At 69.2% G+C, this 3231-nt stretch carries 1 protein-coding gene; it reads left to right on the forward strand.

Annotated elements, in window-relative coordinates; genetic code table 11:
- The coding region (locus H0U68_RS07555; protein ID WP_296354198.1) for an amino acid adenylation domain-containing protein at positions 1-3231 on the forward strand (3231 nt) is incomplete at both ends.

Here is a 3231-nt window from a genome sequence, read left to right on the forward strand (position 1 = left end):
ACGATTTCTTCGCACTCGGCGGGCATTCCCTGCTGGCCATGCGGCTGCTGTCGCAGCTGCGCACCGAGCTGGGCGTGGAGTTCCCGCTGGGCAAGCTGTTCGAGCATCCGGTGCTGTGGGCGCAGGCAGAAGCCATCGGTCTCGCGCAACGCACCGCCCTGCCGCCGATCGAACCAGCGTCGCGTACAGAGGCATTGCCCCAGTCCTTCGCCCAGCAGCGCCTGTGGTTCCTGACGCAGATGGAGGGGCTGAGCCAGGCGTACCACATCCCGCTCGGCCTGCGCTTGACGGGCCGCCTGGACCGATCCGCGCTGCAACGCGCGCTGGACCGGATTGTCGCGCGCCACGAGTCACTGCGCACCAGCTTCGCGGTGCAGGACAGCCTGCCGGTGCAACGCATCGCGGCGGCAGACATCGGCTTCACGCTGCACGAACACGACCTGCGCGGCCGCCAGGATGCGGGCGCCGACGCCTTGGGCCTGGCCGAGCGCGAAGCGCGCGAAGCGTTCGACCTCGCAAACGGCCCGCCGATCCGCGGGCGGCTGCTGGTCCTGGGCGACGACGACCACGTGCTGCTGGTCACCCTGCACCACATCGTGTCCGACGGCTGGTCCATGGGCGTGCTGACGCAGGAGCTGAGCGCGCTGTACGGCGCGTACGCCGAAGGCCGGGACGATCCGTTGCCGCCGTTGGCGATCCAGTACGCGGACTACGCGGCATGGCAGCGCCGATGGCTCGATGGCGAAGTGCTGCAGCGCCAGAGCAGCTATTGGAAGGACCGCTTGTCCGGCGCCCCCGCGCTGCTGGAGCTGCCCACCGACCGACCGCGCCCGGCACAGCAGGACCCCCGCGGTGCCGTCGCCGGCATCGCCCTCGACGAAACGCTCAGCGCGGCCCTGAAGGCATTGAGCCAGCGCCATGGCGCCACGCTGCACATGACGCTGCTGTCCGCCTGGGCCGCGCTGCTTGGGCGCCTGTCGGGGCAGGACGACGTCGTCATCGGCACGCCGGTGGCCAACCGCACGCGGTCCGAGGTCGAAGGACTGATCGGCTTTTTCGTGAACACGCTCGCGCTGCGTTTCGACCTGAGCGACGGCCCGAGCACGGTGCAGCTGCTGCGGCAGGTCAAGGCCGAATCGCTCAACGCGCAGCAGCACCAGGACCTGCCGTTCGAGCAGGTGGTCGAACTGGCCAAGCCGGAGCGCAGCCTCTCGCACACGCCGCTGTTCCAGGTGCTGTTCTCGTGGCAGAACAACGTGCGCGGCGAGCTCGCGCTGCCGGGGCTGCAGCTGCAGACCGTGGGTGCGCCGCACACCATCTCCAAGTTCGACATGACGCTCAGCCTGGGCGAGGTCGACGGGCGCATCGCCGGTTCCATCGAGTACGCGAGCGCACTGTTCGATGCGGCGACAGTCGAGCGGCACCTGGGCCACTACCGGCGATTGCTGCAGGCAATGGTGGCTGATGAGAACCAAGCGGTCGGCCAGCTTGAACTGCTCGATGCCGCGGAGCGTGAACAGCTGTTGGTGCAGTGGAACGCCACCGAGGCGCACTACCCGCGCGAGGCTTGTGTGCACGAACTGTTCGAGGCGCAAGCCCGGCGCACGCCTGCTGCGATTGCGGTCGTCCAGGGCGAGCAAACCGTGACGTACGGTGCGCTGGATGCCGAAGCCAACCGGCTGGCGCACTTCCTGCGCGATCTGGGCGTCGGCCCCGACACGCGGGTCGCCGTGTGCATGGAGCGGCGTCCCTACCTGCTGACCGGCCTGCTGGCCGTGCTCAAGGCCGGCGGCGCCTATGTGCCGTTGGACCTGGGCTCACCGCGCGAACGGCTGGCCTCGCTGCTGGCCGACTGCGACCCCGCCGTCGTGCTGGTCGATGCCGCAGGCGCCAAGGCGCTGGGCGACGGCAGCCATGGTCCAGTCGTTGCGCTCGATGCTGACGCTCCGCCATGGGCCGATGCATCCGCCGAGCGTCCTGACGCCGCCGGCCTACGCCCTGATCACTTGGCCTACGTGATCTACACGTCCGGCTCCACGGGCATGCCCAAGGGCGTGATGGTGGAGCATCGTAGCGTCGTCAACTACCTGAGCTGGGCTGCGGAGGCTTATCAAGCCAATCGTGGCGCAGTGGTGTCTTCTTCGCTGTCATTCGATGCGACTGTCACCAGCCTGTGGGCACCGCTGACCCAGGGCGGCACGGTGCGCCTGCTTCCCGAAGGCCAGGAGGTCGAAGGCCTCGAAGCGCAAGTCCAGGCGGACGGCTGCGGTTTGGTGAAGATCACGCCGGCGCATTTGGAAGTGCTGGGCCAGCGGTTGCTCGCGCAGGGCGCGCGCAGCACGGTGGATGTCTTCGTGGTCGGCGGCGAGGCGCTGGCGCCTTCCACCGTCGCGCTGTGGCAGCGCCTGCAGCCGGGCGTGCGCATCGTCAACGAGTACGGCCCCACCGAGACGGTGGTCGGCTGCATCGTGCATGACGTGCCGCAGGATGCCGACGCGTCGCGCTCGGTCCCGATTGGACGTCCCATCGCGAACACGCGTATCTACGTGCTGGACGCGAACGGCCAGCCCACACCCGTCGGCGTGCCGGGCGAGATCCACATCGGCGGCGACGGCGTCGCGCGCGGCTACCTGAACCGCCCCGAGCTGACCGCCGAGCGCTTTCTCGACGATCCGTTCCACGCGGGTGGGCGGATGTACAAAACCGGCGACCTGGCGCGCTACCGCGCGGACGGCACCCTGGACTATCTCGGACGCAACGACTTCCAGGTGAAGATCCGGGGCTTCCGCATCGAGCCGGGTGAGGTCGAGGCAAAGCTCGCGCAGCTGCCCGGCGTGCGCGGGGCGGCCGTGCTGGCGCGCGAGGACAACCCGGGCGACAAGCGCTTGGTGGCTTATGTGGTCGGCGATGACCCCATCGACGCGCAGTCGCTGCGCGCGCAGCTGGCCCGCTTGCTACCCGAGTACATGGTCCCTTCGGCCTATGTGGTGCTGGACCAATTGCCCCTCACGCCCAACGGCAAGCTCGACCGCCGTGCACTTCCCGCACCCGACGGTCTGTCGCTCGCCGCGCCGGCCTACGAAGCGCCGCAGGGCGAAGCGGAAACGCATCTCGCGCGCCTGTGGTCCGAGCTGCTGCACGCCGAGCGCATCGGCCGCCATGACGATTTCTTCGCACTCGGCGGGCATTCCCTGCTGGCCATGCGGCTGCTGTCGCAGCTGCGCACCGAGC

This window comes from Ramlibacter sp. (assembly GCF_013697775.1).
Classification (GTDB): domain Bacteria; phylum Pseudomonadota; class Gammaproteobacteria; order Burkholderiales; family Burkholderiaceae_C; genus Ramlibacter.